Here is a 20,478-nt window from a genome sequence, read left to right on the forward strand (position 1 = left end):
GTGTTCGCCCACGCTGGCTTTCTTTCCCCGGCCGATCCCCGCGAGCAGGCTGCAAAACGGAGCCTGTCGTCTGTGAAGGGCTCCTTGAGGGAATCTGATTCCCTCAAGGAGCCCTTCACAGACCTGGCGACACGGTCAGCGCGCTGGCACGGCCGCCTGAGGTCCGCGGCTACCGGGAGCCGAGCCACTCCTCGACTGCCCGCGCCGTCGTCACCGAACTGCCCTCGACCAGACTGAAGTGGTCGCCGGGGACCACCGCGGTCTCATCAGCCAGGCTCCACGCCGTCCGCCACGCCTCCGAGTCCCCGTTTCCGGCCTCGCCCGCGTCGAACCGGTCCTGCGGGCGCACCAGCAGACTCGGGGCCTTGATCTCGGGCAGGACGACCTCGGGGAGCACCTCCAGGTACTTGGCGAGCGCGGTCAGCTTGGTCCGGTCGTAGGGCCCGTACCGGTCCTCGTTCGCGAGCAGCCCCGAGACCAGGCCGAGGGTGGCCTTGTCCCGCTCCTCCTGGTCGCTGCGCCGCATGTCCTCGCCGCCGGCCGCGTACGTGTCCAGCAGGACGACCGCGGCCGGGCCGGTGCCCGACTCCTCCAGCCTGCCCGCGATGGCGTGCGCGAAGATCCCCGCCGACGAGTAGCCCAGCAACGCGAACGGCTCGTCGCCCACGGCCTCGCGGACGCTCTCGGTCAGCACGTCCAGGATGGCCTCGGCCGACTCGGGCAGCAGCTCGCCCGCCAGGAACCCCGGCATCGGCAACGCCGACAGCGTGCGCACGCCGCGGAAGTGCGCGGCGAACCGCGCGTACTGGTACGCGCCGCCCATGGCCGCCGGGGTGGACAGGCACAGCAGGTGCGGCTGCCGCGGTCCGCCGGCCATCCGGACCGGTGCTGGGAGCTGGTCGATGTCAGCCGCCGACCGGAAGGCCTTCCGCAACCGGGCCGCCGCGCTCAGCAGGCCGATCCCGTCCTCCGTCTGTCCCGAACGGACGGCCTCGGCGAACATCTGCTTGAGCCCGTCGGAGGCCGGGTCCTCCGGCGAAGCGGTGCCCGCACTGTCCAATTCGGACAGCAGGTGGGCGGTCAGCGCCACCGGGTTCTGGTGGTCGAAGATGACCGTCGGGGACACGCTCAGCCCGGTGGCCTCGTTGAGGCCGTTGCGCAGGCCGACCGCGGTCACCGAGTCGAAGCCCGATTCGAGGAAGTGCCGGTTCGGGTCGACCGCGTCGGAGTCGGCGTAACCGAGCACGGCCGCGGTGTGCTCGAGCACGACCTCCAAGAGGATCTTCTCGCGCTGCGCCTGGGTCTGCCCGGCCAGCCGCTCGCGCAGCACGTCCGGGTCGGCCGCGACGGCGGTGCTCGCCGTGCGGCGCACCCGGACCGGCCCGGCCTTGACGGTTTCCGCGGGCGCGGCAACGGTTTCCCGCACCTCGGCGACGGGCCGAACCGTCACGGCCTCGATCGAGGCCACCGGCTTGCCCGCCTGGTCGGCCAGCGTCACCGCGACCGTGTTCGCGCCGACCGGGGTCATCCGCACGCGCAGCTTCGCCGCCGCGGCGGCATGCAGTTCGACGCCCGCCCAGGCGAGGCCGAGTCCCGGCTCGCCGCCGGGACGCAGGCCGAACGCCTGGATCGCGGCGTCCAGTGCGGCCGGGTGCAGCCCGAACCGGCCCGCCTGCAAGCTCGTCTCCTGACCGAGGCTCACCTCGGCGAACACCTCGTCGCCCCGGAGCCAGCCCGCGCGCAGGCCCTGGAACGCGGGGCCGTGGCCGAGCCCTCCGCCTGCCCGCGCCTGGTACCGGCCGCGCACCGGCACAGGCTCGGCTTCGGCGGGCGGCCACTCTTCGAGCCCTTCCGGCCTGACCTTCCCGCCGGCCAGCGATCCGGTCGCGTGCCGGGTCCATCCGGCGACCGGGTCGTCCGGGCGCGAATACACCGTCAGCGACCGCGCGCCGGCCTCGTCCCGAGCACCGACCACCGCCTGCACCTGCACCTTCCCGCGCTCCGGCAGCACCAGCGGCGTGTGCACGACCAGCTCCTCGACCCGCGAACAGCCCGCTTCGTCGCCGGCGCGGACGGCGATCTCGACGAAGGCCGCGCCGGGCAGCATGATCTCGCCGCCCACGGTGTGTTCGGCCAGCCAGGGGTGGGTGCCGGCGGAGAGCCTGCCGCTGAGCACGATGCCGTCCGAGTCCGCCAGCCACATCGCCGCGCCGACGAGCGGGTGCCCGGTCGATTCGAGCCCGGTGGCGCCCAGGTCGCCGCTCGACCGGATCGCCTCCATGTCGACGTCCGGCCAGTACCGCTTGCGGTGGAACGCGTAGGGCGGCACCGGCACCCGCCGCACCTGCAGCCCGGCGAACAGCCGCGTGCCGTCGAGGGCGAGTCCGCCGACGTGCAGCTGTCCGGCCGCGCGCAGCACCGCGGCGGTCTCGGCGAGATCGCCGGGCAGCACGGGCAGTTCGGCGACGTCCTCGCCCGGTCCGGTCAGGCACGGCCGCACGTCGTGCGCGAGCCCGCCGCCGGGGCCGAGGTCCACGAACCGGTGCACCCCCGCCGCTTCGAGGCCGCGGACCGCGTCGAGGAAGCGGACCGGCTGCCGCAGGGTGGCGACCCAGTGCGCCGGCTCGGACAGTTCGTCCCCGGCGAGGGCTCCGGTGACCGTGGAGACCACCGGGACGCGCGGGGCGCCGTACGACAGCTCCCCGGCGATCTCGGCCAGCTCCTCCAGTACCTCGTCCATCCGCGGCGAGTGCGCCGCCTGCGGCACCGGCAGCCGCCGGGTCCGGCGTCCGCGTTCTTCCCAGTGGGCGGCGATCTCAAGCACCGATTCCTCGTCGCCGGAAAGAACGACCGAGGCCGGTCCGCCGACCTCGGCGATCGCCGCGCGCGCGGTCAGCAGCGGGCGGACTTCCTCCTCGCTCGCTTCGACCTCGACCATCGCGCCGCCGGTCATTTCTTCGAGCAGCTGCGCGCGGCTGGCGACCAGTTTGACCGCGTCGGGCAGCGAAAGCACGCCCGCGACGTGCGCGGCGGCCACCTCGCCGCCGGAACGGCCCAGTACGTAGTCGGGCCGCTGCCCCCAGAATTCGAGCAGCCGGAACAGGGCGACCTGCACGGTGAACAGCGCCGCTTGCGTGAACGACGTCCGCGCGAGCAGCTGCGCGTCCACCGAGCCCTCCTCGGCGAACAGGACGTCCAGCAGCGGCCGGTCCAGGTACGCCCCGAACTTCTCGCTCACGTCGGTGAATTCCCGGGCGAACGCGGGGAAGGCCGCGCAGAGGTCCTTGCCGCTGCCCGGCCGGACGGCGGCGTGGCCCGCGAACAGGAACGCCGTCTTCGCGCCCGTCTGGACACTGCCGCGCAGCACCGTGCCGGCGGGCTCGTCCTTCGCCAGCGCGGCGAGCCCCGCGAGCAGTTCCTGCCGGTCCGCGCCGACCACGACGGCGCGGTGCGGGGCCGGGGCACGGAAGGTGGCCAGCGAGTACGCGAGGTCGGGCAGGCGGGGTTCGTCACCGGCGGTCAGCCAGGACAGCAATCGCTGTGCCTGCAGCGGCACGGCCTCCTTGCTGCGCGCGGAAAGCAGCAGCGGCAGCGGCCCGTGCGACTCGGGCGCCACCGAGGGCACAGTCTCGTCCGTCTCCTGCGCCGGTGCCTGCTCGATGATCACGTGCGCGTTGGTCCCGCTGTACCCGAACGAGGAGACCCCGGCGCGGCGCGGACGTCCGGCGTCCGGCCACGGGACGGTCTCCGCCAGCAGCCGGACCTGCCCCGCCGACCAGTCGACCTGTGTGGTCGGGTTGTCCGCGTACCGGGTCATCGGCAGTCGCTCGTGCCGCAGCGCCATCACCATCTTGATGACGCCAGCGACCCCGGAAGCGGCCTGGCTGTGGCCGATGTTCGACTTGACCGAGCCCAGCCACAGCGGGCTGTCGCCGGGCCGGTCCTGCCCGTAGACCGACAGCAGTGCGCGCGCCTCGATCGGGTCGCCGAGGGTGGAGCCGGTCGCGGACGCCTCGACAATGTCCACATCGGACGGTTTCAGCCCGCCGAGCGCGAGTGCCTTGCGGATCACGCGTTCCTGCGAGGATCCGCTCGGCGCGGTCAGCCCGTTGGACGCGCCGTCCTGGCCCACCGCGCTCGACCGGATCACCGCGAGGATCTCGCGGCCGTCGCGCACGGCGTCCGAAAGCCGCGCGACCACGAGGACGCCGGCGCCTTCGGACCAGCCGATGCCGTCCGCGTCCGCGGAGAACGACTTGGACCGGCCGTCGGCGGCGGTGCCGCCGGAATCGAAGTGGGCGAACGGGCTCGGCGAGGTGAGCGCCGAAACGCCGCCGATCAGCGCGAGCGAGCAGTCGCCCTGGTTCAGCGCCTGGCTCGCGGAGTGCAGCGCCACCAGGGACGACGAGCAGGCGGTGTCGATCGAGACCGACGGCCCCTCCAGGCCGAGCGCGTAGGACACCCGGCCGGAGACCACGCTGCCGAGCACGCCGGTGCTGCGGAACAGGCCGGTGGTCTCCAGGTCGCCGGCCGGTCCGGGGTCGTAGTCGGATTTCATGACCCCGGCGAACACGCCGGTGTCGCTGCCCTTGAGCGAAACCGGGTCGATCCCGGCCCGCTCCAGCGCCTCCCAGCAGGTCTCCATCAGCATCCGCTGCTGCGGCTCGATCATCGGGGCCTCGTGGGGGCCGATCCCGAAGAAGGCCGCGTCGAAGTCGGTGATGTCGTGCACGAACCCGCCTTGCGGCAGCCGCCCGCTCTCCTCGACCAGGCCGAGCCAGTAGTCCATGTCCCAGGACCGGTTGACCGGGAAGGCGGAGATCCCGTCCCCGCCGGAGGACGCGAGCCGCCACAGGTCTTCCGGGCTGGCGACCTCCCCGGGGTACCGGCAGGCCATCCCGATGATCGCGATCGGCTCGTCGCCGGCCACGGAGGTCAGCGTGACCGTCTCCGGCTTGCCGTCCAGCTCGCCGAGCAGCGACTGGTACAGGTGCTCGGCCAGCTCCGCCGCGGTCGGGAAGTCGAACACCAGGGTGGGCGGCAGGGACAGCCCGGTGGCCGCGCCGAGCTGGTTGCGCAGCTCGACGGCCAGCAGCGAGGTGAAGCCGAGGTCGTTGAACGCGCGGTCGACGTCGATGAGGTCCGCCGAGTCCTGGTCGAGCACCGCGGCGACGTTGGCGAGGACGACCCCGCGCACAGCTTTGAGCCGCTCGGTGGCGGGAAGCGCGAGCAGCTTGCCCCGCAAGGAATCCGGGTCGGCCCCGGCACCGGCCTGCGCGGCGGTCTCCGGTGCGCTGGCGGCGCGCCGCGCGACCGGTTCCGGCGTGCGGCCGGGCTCGCGGCGCGGCGCGGCGGCGCGGACGGCGGCGAGCTGTTCCCCGGAGATCTGCCGCAGCGTCAGTGATTCGACCGAGGCGACCGGATTCCCCGCCACGTCGGCGAGTTCCAGCGCCACCGTGTCCGGTTCGGTGCGCCGCAACCGGACCCGCGCCGCCGCTGCGCCCGAGGCGAACAGCTCCACACCAGACCAGGTGTACGGGAACGAAACGCCTTCTCCGTCGCTCGCGAGGCCGATCGCGTGCAGCGCCGCGTCGAGCACGGCGGGGTGCAGCCCGAAGCCTGCCGCGTCCCGCCTGGCCCGTTCGGGCAAGCTCACCTCGGCGAAGATCTCGTCCGCACCGCGCCACGCGGCCCGCAAGCCGCGGAACACCGGTCCGTAGTCCAGGCCGCGTTCGGCCATTTCCTCGTACAGGTCCGCGAGTTCCAGCTGCTCGGCCTGGGCGGGCGGCCAGGAATCCGGCGCTAAGGACGCCGCGCCGTTCGCGGCGGCCAGCACCCCGCTGGCGTGCCGGGTCCACGTTCCTTCGCCGGTCAGGTCGTCGGTGCGCGAGCTGATCGCGAACGAGCGCGCGCCGGACGAGTCCGGGGCGTTGACGCTCACCTGGATCCGGACGCCGCCTTCGGCGGGCAGCGCCAGCGGCGCCTGCAGGGTCAGCTCCCGCAGCCGGGAGCACTCCACCCGGTCCCCCGCCCGGATCGCGAGTTCCACGAAACCCGTTCCGGGGAAGAGGATCGAGCCGCCCACGGCGTGGTCGGCCAGCCAGGGATGGGTGCCGACCGAGACCCGCCCGGACAGCACGACGCCCTCCGAGTCCGCGAGCACGGTGGCCGCGCCCAGCAGCGGGTGGTCCACCGGTTCCAGGCCGAGGGAAACCGGGTCGCCGTAGATCTTGGCCGACTGCATCCAGTACCGCTGCCGCTGGAAGGCGTACGTGGGCAGTTCGGCAGAATGCGCGCCACGGCCGGTGAAGCAGGCCCGCCAGTCCGGAGATACCCCGTGCGCGTGCAGCTCGCCGATCATGGCGGTCACGGCCTCGGCGGGCCGGTCCCCGCTCGGCGCGGACACGACGAGGGCGTTCCCCGTCAGGCTTTCCCGCGCGCCCGCTGGCCCGAACTCGACGAACCGGTTCACGCCCTGGGCTTCCAGGTGCCGGATCCCGTTCGCGAAGCGGGCCTTCGCGCCGAGCCGCCGGACCCAGTACGCGGGCGAGCACAGCTGTTCGTCGGTCGCCAGCTCCGTGCCGCCACCCGGCAGCACCGGGATCTCCGGCTCCGCGTAGCTCAACGGCTCGGCCGCCTTCCGGAGCGCGTCAGGCCCGGCACCGGCGGCCGCCACCAGCGCGGCCGCGTCCGCCAGCGACAGCACGCCGGAAACGTGCGCCGCGCTCAGCTCGCCGATCCCCTGCCCGGTAACGAAATCCGGGGTGATCCCCCACGACTCCAGCAGCCGGAACAACGCCACCTCGACGGCGAACGCGGTGTCGTTCTCAGCGTCGCCGTACTCGGCCAGCTTCGCGTGCGCTTCTTCGTACGCCGTGGCGAACGTGGGGAACGCGCCGCTCAGCTCTTGGCCGAGGCCGCCGGACGCGGTGCCGGAGAACAGGAACGCCGTCGACGTCTCGCCACGGGCCACCCCGTGCACGACCTCGGCGGAGGTCTCGCCCTCGGCGACGGCGGCCAGGCCGCGAACCAGTTCCTCGCGACCAGTGCCGGTGACCACGGCCCGGTGCGGGAACGCCGACCGGCCGGTGGCGAGGGAGTAGCCGATGTCGAGCGGGTCGAGACCCGGGTTGCCGCGAACGTGCTCCAGCAGCCGCGTGGCCTGCGCCCGCAGCGACTCGGGGTTCCGGCCGGACAGCACCCACGGGATCGCGCCGCCCGCGAGGGTTTCCTGTTCCGGAAGCACCGCGGTGACTGCGTTGTCTTGGGGGGCCTCCTCCAGGATGATGTGCGCGTTGGTTCCGCTCATGCCGAACCCGGACACCGCGGCCAGGCGAGGCCGGTCGTCGCGCGGCCAGGCCACCGGTTCGGTGAGCAGCTCGACGCCGCCGGAGGCCCAGTCCACCCGGTGGTTCGGCTCGTCCACGTGCAGCGTCTTGGGCAGCAGATCGTTGCGCAGCGCGAGCACGACCTTGAGCAGCGAAGCGACCCCGGCCGCCGCTTGGGTGTGCCCGAGGTTCGACTTGATCGAGCCGAGCCGCAGCGGCCGTCCGTCCGGCCGTTCCCTGCCGTAGGTGGCCAGCAGCGCCTGCGCCTCCACCGAATCGCCGAGCGGGGTCGCCGTGCCGTGCGCCTCCACGAGGTCGACCTGGTCGCCCGATACCTGGGCGTTCGCCAGCGCCTGGCGGATCACCCGCTGCTGGGCCGGGCCCCGCGGCGACATCATCCCGTTCGAGGCGCCGTTCTGGTTGACCGCGCTGCCGCGGACGACCGCGAACACCGGGTGGCCGTTGCGGCGCGCGTCCGAAAGCCGTTCCAGCAGCAGCATCCCGGCGCCCTCGGACCAGCCGATGCCGTCCGCGGACTCCGCGAACGACCGGCACCGGCCGTCGACCGACAGCGTGTCGTCGACGCTGAACTCGGCGAAGGTCTGTGGGGAGGCCATCACCGTGACCCCGCCGGACAGCGCGAGCGAGCACTCGCCCTGGCGTAGCGCCTGCACCGCCATGTGCAGGGTCACCAGCGAGGACGAGCAAGCGGTGTCCACGGTCACCGTGGGCCCTTCGAGACCGAACGCGTAGGCGAGCCGTCCGGACACCACCGCCGAGGAACCGTAGTGGCCCGGGTAGTTGTGGTACATCACCCCGGTGAACACCCCGACCGGGCTGCCCTTCACCGACGCGGGCAGGATCCCGGCCCGCTCGAACGACTCCCAGGTGGTCTCCAGCAGCAGGCGCTGCTGCGGGTCCATCGTGAGCGCCTCCCGCTCGCCGAACCCGAAGAACCCGGCGTCGAACTCAGCCGCCTCGTACAGGAACCCGCCGCGGCGGGTCCGGCTGGCTCCCGGCCGCTCGCCGGTCGGGTCGTAGAGCCGGTCGGTGTCCCAGCCGCGGTCCGCGGGGAACTCGCCGACGACGTCGGAGCCGTCGGCCAGCAGCCGCCACAGGTCCTCCGGCGTGCTCACCCCGCCCGGAAACCGGCAGGCCATGCCGACGATCGCGATCGGCTCGTGGCCGGCCCCGCTGAGCTTCTTGTTCTGCGCGCGAAGACGCTCGGTCTCCTTCAGGGACGCACGGAGGGCGTGAACCAGCTTGTCGTCGGACTTGTTCATTCAGACCTTCTCCTGAGTCGCGTGGTCGTCGGCGCGGTGCGGGCCGGGTCGCCCGGGCACGGCTGCCGGGAGGTCCCCGGGAACGGCTTCGGCGGGGTTTTCCGTTATCGCCCAATGCACCCACCTGACGCCGTACGTTACGAGCGGTGAGCAGGGCATACCCACCCCTAACCGGCCGCCCGGCCCCCAGAGCGGGCCTGGATCGCCGCCCCCTGCCCGCAGAGCGGCTCGACGGCACCGGCCTAGGGGTTGCCGGTCCCGCGAAGGGACCGGAGACTTCCTGAACTGTGACTGCCCTGAACGAGAAATCGAGCCGATGGCTCCGGCGATTCCACGCGGCCGACGCCGCCGCGGTGCGACTGGTGTGCCTGCCGCACGCGGGCGGGTCGGCGACCGCGTACTTCCCGTTCTCGCGGGCGGTCGCCGAAGGCGGACTGGATGCCGATGTCATCGCCGTGCAGTACCCGGGCAGGCAGGACCGGCGGGACGAGCCGTGCTTCGACGAACTCGCCGCGATGGCCGAGGTCATCGCCGACGACCTCGGTCCGTGGATCGACCGGCCGGTGGCCCTGTTCGGCCACAGCATGGGCGCGACGCTCGGGTACGAGGTCGCGTGCCGGCTGGAGGCGCGGGGCACCCGGCCGCTCGGCCTGTTCGCGTCCGCGTGCCCGGCACCCTCCGTGCCGCGGCCCGAGGACGTCCACGAGCTCGGCGACGACGGTCTGATCGCCGCCCTCAAGGAGATCAGCGGAACCGGCAGCGCCGTTTTCGGTGACGACGAGCTGCTGCGCATGGTGCTCCCCGCCGTCCGCGGGGACTACACCGCGGTCGAGACCTACCGCCACGAGCCCGGGCTCGCGCTGGACTGCCCGATTCAGGTGCTGCTCGGCGCGGACGACCCGGTCGTCGACCTCGCCGAGGCCGAAGCGTGGCGTGGCCACACCAACGGAAGCTGCGCGGTGAAAGTGCTGCAGGGCGGGCACTTCTACCTGAACGCCCAGCTTGCGGACGTGCTGACGACCGTCGCCGCGTGCTTGCGCGACTGGCGCGGGGAGGCGCTCGCTTCGGCAACCCCTGATCTCGGGCGCCTGACAGGGGAGTAAACCCCAGGCCGCCTTCAGGTGCCGCCCCCATGGTCCGACGGGCCCGGGTCCGCGAAACTGGGCACAGCAAGGAAACAGACCGGACCACCGCCCCTCGGAGGCAGCCATGATGGCCATTCGACCCGCTCACGGTGTCGCGCAGCGGATGCTCCCGGACGGGCATCTCGAACTGGTCAGCAGCAGCCGCCGGGTGGACTGCGAACCGGTAGCCGCGGCCATGTGGATCGCCCTCAAGCAGCACAACGGCGACATCGACGGAGCCAGTGCCGTCCTCGCCGAGCTGTGGGAGACCGACGTCGAAGACCTCCGCTACGACATGATCGCCCTGGCCGGTTCCCTCTGCTCCCTCGGGCTGCTCACCGAGGTGTGAGTCCCCACAGCGCGACGCGAGTCCCCGCCGCGCCGTTGGCTTGGCGTCAGCGAGGACTCGCGGGATCACACCGGTTTGGTGTCCAATTCCTCGTCCAGGAGCGCGAAGAGGTCCTCGGCGCTGGCGTTCTCGATGTCGGCGGGCTTCTCGGGAGCCGAGTACGCCGCCAGCACCGCGGTCAAGCGGCTGACCAGCTTCTCGCGGTCGGCCTCGGCCAAGGCGTTGTCCCGCAACGCGGCTTCGAGAGCGGCCAGCCGGGAGTCCACAATGGACGGCTGGTCCGCCAGTCCCGTTCCGAGCAGCCCCGCCACGGCGCTCGGGGACGGATAGTCGAAGATCAGGGTCGCGGGCAGGCGCTGTCCGGACAGCTCGTCCAGCCGGTTCCGCAGCTCGATCGCCGTCAGGGAATCGAAGCCCAGCTCGATGAACCCCTTGCGCGGGTCGATCGCGTCCGGGCGATCGTGCCCGAGCACCACCGCTGCCGTGCCGCACACGAGACCGAGCAGCGCCCGCTCCTGTTCCGCGGCGGGCAGGGCCGCGATCCGGGCCCACGAGTCGTCGGCGGCCGCGGCTCGCCGCCGCGTGCCCCCGCGCACCAGGCCCCGCAGCATCGGCGGCACGCGGTGCGCGTCGGACCGCAGCCCGGCCATATCGAGCCGGACCGGCACCAGCGCCGGCTGCGAGGTGCCGAAGGTCGCGTCGAACAGCTCAAGCCCGTCGGCGAAGGACAGCCCGGCCACGCCGGACCGCGCCATCCGGACCAGGTCGGTGTCGCCGAGCGCGCCCGCCATGCCGCCGGACCACAGGCCCCACGACAGCGACACCGCGGGCAACCCGAGTACCGCACGGTGGTGGGCCAGCGCGTCGAGGAACACGTTCCCGGCCGAGTAGTTCGCCTGCCCGGCCGAACCGAGCGTGCCCGCGACGGAGGAGAACAGCACGAACGCGGCCAGGTCGAGCTCCGCGGTCAGCTCGTGCAGGTGCCAGGCCGCGTCCAGCTTCGGCCGCAGCACCGCGTCCATCCGCTCCGGAGTCAGCGCGAGCAACACCCCGTCGTCCAGGACGCCCGCCGTGTGCACGACCGCGGTCAGCGGGTGTCGGGAAGACACGCCGGCCACCAGCGCGGCCGCCGCGGTCCGGTCCGCCAGATCGCAGGCCGCCAGCGAAACCGAAGCGCCCAGCCCCTCCAGCTCCGCCTTGAGCTCCGCCGCTCCCGGAGCAGCCTCGCCACGACGGCTGGTGAGCAGCAGGTGGCGCACGTCGTGTTCGGTCACCAGGTGCCGCGCGATCAACGCGCCCAGCGCACCGGTGCCGCCCGTGACCAGCACGGTTCCGTCCGGGTTCAGCGACGGCGCCGAAGTCTCGGGGGCGAACTTCGCCAGCCGGTGCACCAGCACCGCCCCGTCCCGGACGGCGACCCCGGGCTCACCGGCTTGGATCGCACCGAGCACCGTGGCCAGCGGCGCCTCACTGCCGTCGAGGTCGACCGCGGCGAACCGGTCCGGGTATTCCAGCTCGGCCGACCGGACGACGCCCCACAGCGCGGCGTGGGCCAGGTCGGTGACGTCCTCCTCGGCACGCGTCGCGATGGCGTGGGAGGCGACCACGACGAGCCGAGACGCGGCCAGCGCCGGTTCACTGACCCACGCCCGTACCAGATCCAGCAGCCGGTTGGCAGCCTCGCGCGCCAGCGCGGGCGAGGCCGTCTCGGGTGCCGCGAACGATACGGACACCACGTCCGGGGCAGCCTTCCCCGCCCCCACCGCATCGATCAGCGCGGCAATGTCCACATACGACTCTCCGCCGAGGGCGAAGGGATCCGCGCCGAGCACCGCGTGCGAAACGCCGGAAGCAGCGTCGCCGGAGTAGGGCAGCCATTCCACCCGGAACAGCGAGTCGCCTGCCGCCGAAGCGGCGAACGCGTCGTCGGCGATCGGCCGCAGCGCGAGCGACCCCACGGTCACGATCGGAGCCCCGGCGGGATCGGTGGCGGTGAGCGAGATGCTGTTCTCGACGTCCGAGGAGAGCAGCACGCGCAAGCTCGACGCCCCGCCGGCATGCAGCGAAACCCCGCTCCAGGCGAACGGCAACGCCGGCTTGTCCTCGGTCAGCCCGGCCAGGCCGATGGTGTGCAACGCGGCATCCAGCAGGGCGGGATGCAACGCGAACGCCGAACCGTCGGTGTGCTCCGGCAACGCGACTTCGGCGGCCAGAGTGTTCCCGTCGCGCCAGACCCGGCGCAGCCCGGCGAAAACCGGCCCGTAATCGAAGCCCTGGGCGGCGAGTTCGTCGTAACGGCCGGTCACGTCGATCTCGACCGCACCGGCCGGGGGCCACTCCGCGGCGGCCACGGGCGGATCCACCGTCGGCGACACCCTCCCGCTGGCGTGGTGCGTCCACTCCCCGGTGTCCGCGGCCCGCGAGTAGATGCCCACCGCGCGGGTGCCCGACTCGTCCTCCGCACCCACCGTCACCTGAACCGGGACGGCTCCGTGTTCGGGCAGGATCAGCGGGACCGCGAGCGTCAGCTCGTCGAGCCTCGCGCAGTTCACCTCGTCGCCCGCCCGCACGGCCAGTTCGACGAAAGCCGTGCCGGGGAACAGCGGCACCCCCTGTACGACGTGGTCGCCGAGCCACGGCTGTGCGCGCAGCGAGAGCTGCCCGGTGAGCACGACGCCGCCAGTGTCGGCGGTCGTCACGACCGCGCCCAGCAGCGGGTGCCCGGCGTCGACCTGTCCGACCTCGGCGACCCCGCGGCCGCGGGCCCCGGTCGGGTTCTCCAGCCAGTAACGCTTGCGCTGGAAGGCGTACGTCGGCAGCTCGACCGGTGCCCCGCCGGCGTAGAACGCGGAAAAGTCCACAGTGGACCCGGTGGTGAACAGCGCGGCCACGGCGGCGGCCGCCGACTCGCCTTCGTTCCGGTCCTTGCGCAGCACCGGAACGAACGTCGCCCGGTCGTCGGCGCCAAGGCACAGCTGACCCATCGCGGTGAGCACGGCCGACGGGCCGACCTCGACGAACGTCGTGACGCCGGCGTCGAGCAACGTGCGGACACCGTCGGCGAACCGGACGGCGTCGCGCACCTGGTTCACCCAGTACTGCGGCGAAGTCAGATCGGCGTCCGGCGAAACCGTGGAGACGATCGGGATCACCGGCTCGGAATAGGTCAGGTTCCTGGCGATGAGAGCGAAATCGGCGAGCATCGGCTCCATCAGCGCCGAGTGGAACGCGTGCGACACCTTCAGTCGCGAAGTCTTCTCGAAGTTCGATGCCACGGCGAGGACCGCGTCCTCGTCGCCGGAGAGCACCACCGACGCCGGTCCGTTGACGGCGGCGATCGACACGCCCTCGGTCAGCAGCGGCACGACATCGGCTTCGGCGGCCGCGACGGCGACCATCGCCCCGCCGGCGGGAAGGGCCTGCATCAGCCGCGCCCGGGCCGTCACGAGCGTGCACGCGTCTTCGAGCGAGAGCACCCCGGCGACGTGCGCCGCGGCCAGCTCGCCGATCGAATGCCCCAGCAGGTAGTCCGGGCTGACGCCCCACGACTCAAGCAGCCGGAACACCGCGACCTCGACGGCGAACAACGCCGGCTGCGTGTACCCGGTCTCGTCGGAACCCAGCACGGACCGCACCGGCACGTCGAGGTGTTTGTCCAGTTCGGTGGCCACCGCGTCGAAGGCCTCGGCGAACGCCGGGTGGGCCGCGGCCAGCTCCAGGCCCATCCCGGCACGCTGGGCGCCCTGGCCGGTGAACAGGAACGCTGTGCGCCCGGTGCCCGCCACGCCTTCAACCACACCCGCCGGCGTGCGGCCCGCCGCGTACTCGGTCAGCGCCCGGATCGCGGCGGCCCGGTCGGCCACGACGATCCCGGCGCGGTACTCGGAATGGGTCCGGGTGGTCGCCAGCGAGAATCCGATGTCCATAGTGGACGCTTCGGCGGCGGAGGACGCGAGCTTGCCCGCCTGGGCCCGAAGGGCGCCGGAGTCGTTGGCCGACAGCAGCCAGGTCACCGGCCCGTCGTCCGAAGAACGAGTCACCGGGTCGCCCTGCTCGACGATCACGTGCGCGTTGGTCCCGCTGATGCCGAACGACGACACGCCCGCGCGACGCGGCCGCCCGGTCTCCGGCCACGGCTTCGGCTCGTTCAGCAGCGAGACGGTGTCGGTCCATTCGACGTGCGGCGACGGCTCGTCGGCGTGCAGCGTGCGCGGGAGCACGCCGCGCCGCAGCGCCTCCACCATCTTGATCACGCCGCCGACGCCCGCCGCGGCCTGCGTGTGGCCGACGTTCGACTTGAACGACCCGACGTGCAGCGGCCGGTCGGCCGTCGCCGCCTTGCCGTAGGTGGCGATCAGCGCCTGCGCCTCGATCGGGTCGCCGAGCTTCGTGCCGGTGCCGTGCGCTTCAACGGCGTCCACATCGGACAGTTTCAGTCCGGCGTCGGCCAGCGCCGCGCGGATCACGCGCTGCTGCGCGGGCCCGTTCGGAACCGTGATGCCGCTGGACGCGCCGTCGGAGTTGACCGCGCTGCCGCGCAGCACCGCGAGGACGTGATGGCCGTTGCGGCGCGCGTCGGAAAGCCGTTCCAGCAGAAGCATTCCGGCACCTTCGGAGCAGCCGACACCGTCGGCACCGCTGCCGAACGCCTTGCAGCGGCCGTCCGGGGAGAGGCCCTGCTGTTCGCTGAAGTAGACGAACATGTCCGGAGTAACCATCACGGTGACCCCGCCGGCCAGTGCCAGCGAGCACTCGCCGCGGCGCAGCGCCTGGGCTGCCCAGTGCAGGGCGACCAGTGACGACGAGCACGCCGTGTCGACCGACACCGACGGGCCTTCCAGCCCGAGGGTGTAGGAGATGCGGCCGGAAATCAGGCTGCCGTCGCTGCTGCCCGCGCCGTAGTCGTGGTACATCACGCCGGCGAAGACGCCGGTCTTGCTGCCCCGCAACGTCGACGGCACGATCCCGGCGCGCTCCACGGCCTCCCACGCGGTCTCCAGCACGACCCGCTGCTGCGGGTCGAGCGTGCGGGCCTCCCGCGGGGAGATGCCGAAGAACTCCGGCTCGAAGTCGGCGGCGTCGTAGAGGAAGCCGCCTTCCTTCGAGTACGTCGTGCCGGGGCGGCCCGTGGGGTCGAAGATCGACTCGGTGTCCCAGCCGCGGTCCCCGGGGAACTCGCCGACTGCGTCGACACCGCCCGCGACGAGATCCCAGAGCTGTGCGGGCGTGGCGACCCCGCCGGGGTACCGGCAGCCCATCCCGATGACGGCGATCGGCTCGCTCATCGCCGCGACGAGCTTCTGGTTGTCCGCCTTGAGCCGCTCATTGTCCACCATGGACTGACGCAGCGCGGCGACGATCTGTTCGGTGGACGGTGCGGTGTTCTGCTCGTGGCCGGTCACTGGGAAGTCCCCTCGTTCGTCGGTCTCTCTGCCTGCCATCGCGGGCGTGAAGCAAACCAGCACTCATGGTCGTCTTGTCCGGATGGTAGGTCGGCGCGCAGCACAGCCGGATCCCCTGAAAACCCTTCTAGGGGAAGGAAAATCGGTGCTCCGTCACCAGGCGATGCGCAGGAGCGACGGACCCCGCACGATGACGCCGTACTCCCACTTCACGCCATCGCGGCCGTCCGCGAACCGCAATTCCGGAAACCGCACCAGGATCGCCTTCAACGCCTCCTGCAACTCAAGACGGGCCAACTGCGCACCAATGCAATGATGCGGCCCATGCCCGAACGCCACATGCGGATTCGGACTCCGCGTCAAGTCCACCACATCCGGATCCGCGAACACCTCCGGATCACGGTTAGCCGCATGCAACGCAGGCAACACCGGATCACCCGCCCGCACCACCACATCACCCAAGCGAACATCCTCGACCGCATAACGCGCGAACATCGCCGCCGTGTTGACCGGCACCCACCGCAACAACTCCTCCACCGCCGCCGGCACCAACTCCAGGTTCTCCCGCAACTGCGCCACCAGGTCCGGCCGCGTCAACAACGTGAAAACAAAACTCGGCAACGCCGACGAAACCGTCTCCACCCCACCAGTCAACAACCCCGCACCAGCGATCGCGATCAACTCGCTCTCACTCAGCTTCTCACCAGCATCACGCGCATAAACAAGCGCACCAAGCAAATCATCAGTCGGCTCCTCACGACGCCGCGCAACCAACCCCGCCACATACCCATCCAACCGATCGCCGTAGACATCCAGCACATCACCCTTCGCCGTCGCGTCGCTGACGAGGGCCTGAGTCCACTCGCTGAAAATCCTGTGATCCTCCTCCGGCACACCAAGCAACTCACAGATCACCGTCACCGGCAACGGCCGCGCAAGCCCCTCCACGAGATCGCCAGGCCCGCCGCTCTCGACCATCCCGTCGATCAGCTCATGCACCAGCACACGGACACTCTCCCGCATCGCCTCCAGCCGACGCGCGGTAAACGCCTTGCTCACCAAACGACGCAACCGGGAGTGATCCGGCGGATCCATCCCCATAATGCCATCACCCATCTGCTGACGACGCATCCTCGGCTGATCAAGCCCCTGCGCCAACTCACGACTGAACCGCGAATCAGTCAACACCAACTTGACGTCGGCATACCTCGTCGCCAACCACGCCGGCTCACCAAACGGCAACTGCACCCGACTCACCGGCTCGTCACACTGCAACCGACGATACGTCTCAGAAACAGACGTCTCACACATATCGAACGGATACGCCCGCACAGTCCGACGAATGCTCATCACAATTCCCCTCCGATCACAGCCATCGGCTGCTCCAGCGCCGCCTTGGCGAGCGAGTCCCCGGAATGCCGACGAAAAGCTATGCGCGCCGGCCCCCGGATCCCCACCCCTAACGGCCCCTAACCCCGGTCCGCACCGGGGCGAGCGAGGAAGATTTCCGCGCGGGGACAGGGGTTCGGGACCCCTACGCCGTATTGCCGGGTCTGCCGCGGGGCCCGCCGCGATTACCGTTTCCCCAGCAGTGTTTCCCGGACCCCGGCATCGGAGAGTGCGTTGTGCGAGTCATGTTGATGGTCTTCCCGACGAGGACGCACGTCTACAGCATGGCCCCGGTCGGCTGGGCGCTGGCCGCCGCCGGGCACGAGGTGCGGTTCGTCGGCCAGCGCAATCCCCGCGAGGTCCTGCCCTTCGCCGAGACCGGCCTCGACGCGATGTGGTTCGGCGAGGACCTCGACATCGCGGAGCACCGGCGGCTCAGCGCCGGCGGCGACGACACCGCGCACAGCGAGCACCAGCTTTCGGAAAGCCGCCCGGAGCGCTACACCGAGGAGTACGTGCGCACCGTCTACGACGGCTGGGTCGACGTTTTCCGCTGGAACACGCCGGAACCGCTGCTCAACGAACTCGTCCGGTTCGCCCGGCACTGGCAGCCGGACCTCGTCGTATGGGACCCGCTGGTCTACACCGCGCCGATCGTCGCGCAGGCGGTCGGCGTCCCGCACCTGCGGATGATGTACGCGGCCGACCAGACGGCGCGAATCGGCGCGCAGTACCGGGACCTGCGCGCGAGCAAGCCCGAGGACACCAGCCCGGACCCGTTCGTGGAATGGATGTCTGCCGCGGTGGGCCGCTACGGCGCGGACTACGACGAGAACCTGCGCTACGGCGTCAAAACCATCGACTGCCACCCGTCCTACCTCCGGTACGACGGCGTCGACGTCGACTACCTCCCGGCGCGGTTCGTGCCGTTGAACAAACCGATGGCGCTGCCGCGCTGGGTGGTCGAACCCCCGTCGCGCCCGCGCGTCATGCTGACCCTCGGCATTTCCAACCGGCAGACGCTCGGCGAAGAGGAGACCTCGGTCTCTGCGCTGCTCGACGGCCTTTCCGACCTCGACGTCGAAGTGATCGCGACGCTCAACGCGGAGCAGCTCGCGTCGGTGGACAAGGTCCCGGACAACGTGCGCGCGGTGGACTTCGTGCCGATGTACGAGCTTCTCGCGAGCTGCTCGGCCATCGTGCACCAGGGCGGCGGCGCGACGATCGGCAACGCGGTGGTCAACGGGGTCCCTCAGCTGGTGATCCCCGGCACCACGTGGAGCGAGCGGATCTCCGCGCTCGCACAGGTGAAGCGCGGCAACGGCCTGATGGTGGACCTCGAGGACGTCACTCCGAGCACCGTCCGAAGCGGACTTCAGCGGTTGCTGGAGGAACCGTCCTTCCGGGAGTGCTCGCTGGAAGTCCGGGACGAGATGCTGGCCGCGCCGACCCTTAACGACCTCGTACCGGAACTGGAGCGGATCGCTCGATGCCGGTGACGCAGCCGCCCCGCGTCGTCCGCACCATCGGCTTCCTCCTCGCGAGCTTTCCCCTCCGGATCGTCGCGTTCGTGCTCGTGCTCGCCACGACCGTGCTCGGCATCGCCACCACCATGCTGTGGATCGGCATCCCGATCCTGATCACCGCGACTTCGACGGCCCGCGGCTTGGCCGGCGTGGAACGCCGCTGGGTGCGCACCATGCTCGGCGTCGACGTCCCGCCGCCCCGCAGGCTGCCGCACGGCGCCGGGCTGCTGCTGACGTGGCAGACCCGGCTCGTGGACCCGGCCACGTGGCGCGAACTGATCTACGCCTTGCTCGCGTTCCCGCTGGGCATCGTGGAATTCGTGGCCGGGATCGTGTCCGCGGCCGTGCCGCCGTTCGGCATCTTCGTGGCACCGCGGATCGGGGCGATGCACGGCGCGTTGGCGCTGTCGATGCTCGGGCCGGACCGGACGGCGCGGCTGGAGGCCCGCACCCGGCAGCTCAAGGATTCGCGTGCCCGCGGCGTCGACGCCGTGGAGAGCGAGCGCAAACGCATCGAACGCGACCTGCACGACGGGGCGCAGCAGCGGCTGGTCGCCGTGGCGATGAGCCTGGGCCGGGCGCAGCTGAAGCTTGACGTCGACGATCCTGCCGATCCCGCCGCCACCGCCGCCGTGCGCGAACTGGTCGGCGCGGCCCACGCCGACGCGAAACTCGCCGTGTCCGAGCTGCGCGACCTCGCCCGGGGGATCTACTCCCCGGTGCTGCAGGACCGCGGTCTTGACGCCGCGCTGTCGGCGCTGACCGCGCGGATGCCGATTCACGTGGACGTCAAGGTGACGGTGGAACCGCGGCCGCCCGCGCCCGTGGAGACCACGACGTACTTCATCGTCAGCGAAACCCTCGCCAATATCGCCAAGCACGCGGGCGCGGACCGCGCGTCGGTGCGCGTGACCCGCGACGACGACACGGTGGTCGTCGAGATCATCGACAACGGTCACGGCGGCGCGTCCGTGCGTCCCGGAGGCGGGCTGGCCGGCCTCGCCGACCGGGCAGGCACCATCGACGGCGTGCTCACCGTGGTCAGCCCGGCGGGCGGGCCGACGGTCGTGCGCGCCGACCTTCCCGTCCGCTGGTGAAGCGCGACCAGCTGCTCGTCGGAGCTGCCCGGGTTCCTTCCGCGTCGCATGCCCGTCCGGCGTCCGGACGGCACGAGCGCGAACCGACCCCCTAATGGCCCTGCGCACCGGCCCGCCCGCTCGGCCAAGGTCCGCTTTAGACGGTCTTTAGGGGTTGTCGCAGACCTCGGCGGATGTCAAATTTTTCTTGCGTTCCAAGCCATTTCGCACGGCTCGTTTCCGCTGGGGGTTTCACCGCCCGGACAAGGACTGGGGAATCGTATGCACACGTTGACACGCAGGCTGCTGGTGGTGGGAGCCCACGGCGACGACGAAACGCTCGGCGCGGGCGGCACCATCGCCCGGCTCGCCGACGAAGGCGTCACCATTTCGCTTTGCATCCTCACCAACGACGACGGTTCGCGCTCGGCCGCCGGCACCGAAGTCACCAACCGCACCGACGCGATCGAACTCGCCGCCAAAACACTCGGCATCGAACGCGTCCGAGTACACGAATTCGGCGACAACCGCCTCGACACCGTCAGCCACCTCGCACTCAACCAGGTCGTCGAACACGAAGTCCGCGAATTCGAACCCGACACCATCTTCGCCACCAGCATGTGCGACCTCAGCACCGACCACGCGCTCGTCAGCCGCGCCGCACGAGTCGCGGGACGGCCCGGCAAAGGCCCGGTCCGCGAAGTGCGCACCTTCGAGATCCGCTCCGCCACCGACGTCGGAGAGGCCTCCGGACTGCCCGTCACCTTCCGGCCGAACTGCTGGCAGATTCTCGACGAATCACACGTCGAACGCAAAATCGAAGCCCTGCGCGCCTACGGCAAGGAACTCGAACCGTGGCCGAACCCACGCAGCGAACGCGGCGTCCGCGCCCTCGCCGAATACCGCGGCTCCCAGGTCAGCGCCGGACTCGCCGAGGCCTTCGAAATCGTCCGTTCGGTCCGATGACCGGCTTTTCCTCCGCTTTTCCGCTCGCTTTTTCC

The 20,478-nt window shown here is 71.4% G+C and carries 7 protein-coding genes and 1 pseudogene; 5 read left to right on the top strand and 3 right to left on the bottom strand.

Annotated elements, in window-relative coordinates; genetic code table 11:
• Positions 1-169 precede the first annotated feature (169 nt).
• A pseudogene (locus BM362_RS10250) lies at positions 170-8,596 on the bottom strand (beta-ketoacyl synthase N-terminal-like domain-containing protein); the annotation flags it as partial.
• A gap of 302 nt (positions 8,597-8,898) precedes the next feature.
• Here BM362_RS10250 and BM362_RS10255 point away from each other — a divergent pair.
• Together BM362_RS10255 and BM362_RS10260 are read left to right on the top strand one after the other, a co-directional pair.
• The gene (locus BM362_RS10255) at positions 8,899-9,714 is read left to right on the top strand and encodes a thioesterase II family protein (protein ID WP_093572936.1); all 816 of its coding nucleotides are present in this window, start codon (positions 8,899-8,901) and stop codon (positions 9,712-9,714) included.
• A 109-nt stretch (positions 9,715-9,823) separates the two neighbouring features.
• Positions 9,824-10,084, top strand: a complete 261-nt coding sequence (locus BM362_RS10260) for a hypothetical protein (protein ID WP_067581235.1) — start codon at positions 9,824-9,826, stop codon at positions 10,082-10,084.
• A gap of 65 nt (positions 10,085-10,149) precedes the next feature.
• Here the strand turns inward: BM362_RS10260 and BM362_RS10265 are convergent, their stop codons facing one another.
• Positions 10,150-15,486, bottom strand: coding sequence for a type I polyketide synthase (locus BM362_RS10265; protein WP_244287107.1), 5,337 nt, complete (start codon positions 15,484-15,486; stop codon positions 10,150-10,152).
• Between the two features lie 153 nt (positions 15,487-15,639).
• The gene (locus BM362_RS10270) at positions 15,640-16,836 is read right to left on the bottom strand and encodes a cytochrome P450 (RefSeq protein ID WP_093572939.1); all 1,197 of its coding nucleotides are present in this window, start codon (positions 16,834-16,836) and stop codon (positions 15,640-15,642) included.
• A gap of 284 nt (positions 16,837-17,120) precedes the next feature.
• Here BM362_RS10270 and BM362_RS10275 point away from each other — a divergent pair, with 284 nt between their 5' ends.
• The 3 genes from BM362_RS10275 (at position 17,121) to BM362_RS10285 (ending at position 20,443) form a co-directional block, all read left to right on the top strand.
• Complete coding sequence (locus BM362_RS10275) at positions 17,121-18,374, top strand: nucleotide disphospho-sugar-binding domain-containing protein (RefSeq protein ID WP_244287146.1); 1,254 nt, start codon at positions 17,121-17,123, stop codon at positions 18,372-18,374.
• Positions 18,365-19,498, top strand: coding sequence for a sensor histidine kinase (locus tag BM362_RS10280; protein ID WP_093572940.1), 1,134 nt, complete (start codon positions 18,365-18,367; stop codon positions 19,496-19,498). Before BM362_RS10275 ends, BM362_RS10280 begins: the two co-directional genes overlap by 10 nt.
• A gap of 261 nt (positions 19,499-19,759) precedes the next feature.
• Positions 19,760-20,443, top strand: a complete 684-nt coding sequence (locus BM362_RS10285) for a PIG-L deacetylase family protein (RefSeq protein ID WP_208865162.1) — start codon at positions 19,760-19,762, stop codon at positions 20,441-20,443.
• The last annotated feature ends 35 nt before the right edge of the window (positions 20,444-20,478 follow it).

The sequence above is a fragment of the Amycolatopsis rubida genome (assembly GCF_900115345.1).
Lineage (GTDB): Bacteria > Actinomycetota > Actinomycetes > Mycobacteriales > Pseudonocardiaceae > Amycolatopsis > Amycolatopsis rubida.